Raw genomic sequence first — 3,007 nt, forward strand, 5'->3', positions numbered from 1 at the left:
GAGTCGCCCAGTGAGGACTTGGCTGCGGTTGTCGGTTGTGCGGGGGTCGTCGCCGGTCTCGGTGCCCGGTTGACCGGTGTGGCGCCCGAGTGGGTCGATGGTTCGGGGCGGCCCGCCCTGCGCTGGCGGTTCGGTTCCGGTGACCGGGTGCTGTTGCTCGGCCACTTCGACACGGTGTGGCCGGTGGGTTCCCTGGCCACCCACCCCTTCGGGATCACCGGGGGCCGGGTGACCGGGCCCGGCTGCTTCGACATGAAGGCGGGGGTGGTGCAGCTGTTCCACGCCCTGTCGGTGCTGGACGGTCTGGACGGGGTGTCGGTGCTGCTCACCGGGGACGAGGAGATCGGTGCCCCCGCCTCGCGTGCCCTGATCGAGGACGAGGCCCGCCGCACCCGGGCCGTGCTCGTCCTGGAGGCGAGCGAGGGCGGCGCGCTGAAGACCGCGCGCAAGGGCATGTCCGGCTACGGGCTGGGCATCGCCGGACGTGCGGCGCACGCCGGTCTCGAACCCCATCGCGGCATCAACACCACCACCGAACTGGCCCACCAGGTGCTCGCGTTGTCCGAGCTTGCCGATCCGGCGGCCGGCACCACGGTGACTCCGACCGTCGCCTCGTCGGGCACCACTCGCAACACGGTGCCCGACACGGCCCGGCTGATGGTCGACGTACGGGTGGCGACGGCCGCGGAGCAGGACCGGGTGGACCGTGCCGTGCGGGCTCTGCGGCCGGTGACCGAGGGCGCCTCGCTCACCTTCACCGGCGGCCCGGACCGGCCGCCGCTGCCGGCCAGCGCGTCGGCCGCACTGTTCGAACTGGCCCGCCGTCACTACGCGGAGCTCGGCTTCGGAACCCTGCGCGGGGTGGCGGTCGGTGGCGCGTCCGACGGCAACCTCACCGCCGGGGCGGGCACCCCCACGCTCGACGGGCTCGGGGCCGTGGGCGGCGGGGCGCACGCCGACGACGAGCATGTGGTCGTCGCCGAACTGCCCCGCCGCACGGCCCTGGTGGCCCGCCTGGTGGCGGCGCTGGTCAGCGGACCGCCGGCCGGACCGGGCGGAGCGGCCGGGTGAGCGGGACACGAGCGGCGGCGGATGCCGCGGACCTGGCGGCGCGCCGGGCGGGCGTGACCGTGTCGGAGCTGCACGGGCCGGAGGAGATGCACGAGGCGTGCCGGGTGCTGGACCGGATCTGGCGGCCCGCTTCCGGCAGCCCGCTGATCCCGCCGGAGCTGCTGCGGGTCTTCGCGCACTCCGGCAGCTATGTCGCGGGTGTCCACCGGGACGGGCGGATGGTCGGGTTCTGCCTGGGCTTCCTGGCCGCCGGGGGACTGCACTCGCATGTGGCCGGGGTGGACGGCAGTGTCCGGGGCCGCAACGTCGGCTTCGCGGTCAAGCAGCATCAGCGGGCCTGGGCCCTGGCCCGCGGCATCACCACGATCACCTGGACCTTCGACCCGCTGATCAGCCGCAACGCCTACTTCAACCTGGCCAAGCTGGGTGCGGAACCCAGCGAGTACCTGCCCGACTTCTACGGCAGCATGCAGGACGAGGTCAACGCGGGGACCGAGACGGACCGGCTGATGGTCCGCTGGGAACTGACCGGTCCGCGCGCCGCCGGATCCGCCACCGGCATCCCCCGCACCGTCACCGCCGACGTCACGGGCCCCCGCACGGTGGTCGGGCTGGAGGCCGGGCCCGATGGCCGTCCCGTCGTCGGGGATCTGGAGGGCGGCATTGTCCTGGTCCGGATTCCGGCGGAGGCGGAGGAACTGCGCCGGACCGCCCCGTCACTCGCCCGTGAGTGGCGGTATGCGTTGCGCGAGGTGCTCGGCGGGCTGATGGCCGGGGGACATGCCGTCACCGGATTCACCCGGGACGGCCGGTACGTGATCGAAAGACGTCAGGAGAACCGGACATGAAACTCGCAGGTGTGGAACTGCGCCGGATCGCGATGCCGCTGGTCGCACCGTTCCGGACCTCGTTCGCCACGATGACCACGCGGGAGATCCTGCTGGTCAGGGTCGAGACCGGGGAGCAGGAGGGCTACGGCGAATGCGTCACCATGACCGACCCGCTGTACTCCCCGGAATACACCGCGGGCGCCGCGGACGTACTGCGCAGCTACTTCGTGCCCGCCCTCACCGCCCTGCCCGGCCTGGACCCGTGGGCGGTCGCCCCGGCACTGGCCGCGTTCAAGGGCCACCGGATGGCCAAGGCCGCCCTGGAGACCGCGGTCCTGGACGCCTGGCTGCGCACCCACGGCCTGTCGATGGGCCAGTGGCTGGGAGCGACGGCCGAGCGGGTGCCGGCCGGGGTGTCGGTCGGCATCATGGACTCCGTCCCCGCCCTCCTCGACGCCGTCGACGGCTACCTCGCCGAGGGCTACCGGCGGATCAAGCTGAAGATCGAACCCGGCTGGGACGTGGCGCCGGTGCGCGCGGTCCGGGAACGCTTCGGCGACGACGTGCTGCTCCAGGTGGACGCCAACACCGCCTACACCCTGGCCGACGCCGCGCAGCTGGCCCGGCTCGACCCGTACGGGCTGCTGCTGATCGAACAGCCCCTGGACGAGGAGGACCTCAGGGGCCACGCGGAACTCGCCCGGCGGGTGCGCACCCCCATCTGCCTGGACGAGTCCGTGGTCTCCGCCCGTTCGGCGGCCGACGCGATCGCGATGGGCGCCTGCTCGGTCGTCAACATCAAACCGGGCAGGGTCGGCGGCTACCTGGAGGCGCGGCGGATCCACGACGTGTGCGCCGCCAACGGCGTCCCGGTCTGGTGCGGAGGCATGCTGGAGACCGGTCTCGGCCGGGCCGCCAACGTCGCGCTCGCCGCCCTGCCCGGCTTCACCCTGCCCGGCGACACCTCCGCCTCCGACCGGTACTACCGGACCGACATCACCGAACCGTTCGTACTGGAGGACGGCCACCTGACCGTGCCCCGCGGACCCGGCATCGGAATCTCCCCGGTCCCCGGACAACTGGCCGAGGTCACCACCGGGTCCCCG

Annotated in this window: 3 protein-coding genes; all 3 read left to right on the forward strand. The window is 73.3% G+C overall.

What is annotated here, in order from left to right:
* On the forward strand, positions 1–1,071 hold a 1,071-nt coding region (locus ABZZ04_RS39355), incomplete at its 5' end, for a M20 family metallopeptidase (RefSeq protein ID WP_356937045.1).
* The gene (locus tag ABZZ04_RS39360; protein WP_356937046.1) at positions 1,068–1,919 is read left to right on the forward strand and encodes a GNAT family N-acetyltransferase; all 852 of its coding nucleotides are present in this window, start codon (positions 1,068–1,070) and stop codon (positions 1,917–1,919) included. The genes ABZZ04_RS39355 and ABZZ04_RS39360, both read left to right, overlap by 4 nt.
* Positions 1,916–3,007 (forward strand): o-succinylbenzoate synthase (gene menC / locus ABZZ04_RS39365; RefSeq protein ID WP_356937047.1); only part of this gene is annotated, 1,092 nt, incomplete at its 3' end. The genes ABZZ04_RS39360 and menC, both read left to right, overlap by 4 nt.

The organism is Streptomyces sp. NPDC006435 (genome assembly GCF_040612315.1).
Classification (GTDB): domain Bacteria; phylum Actinomycetota; class Actinomycetes; order Streptomycetales; family Streptomycetaceae; genus Streptomyces.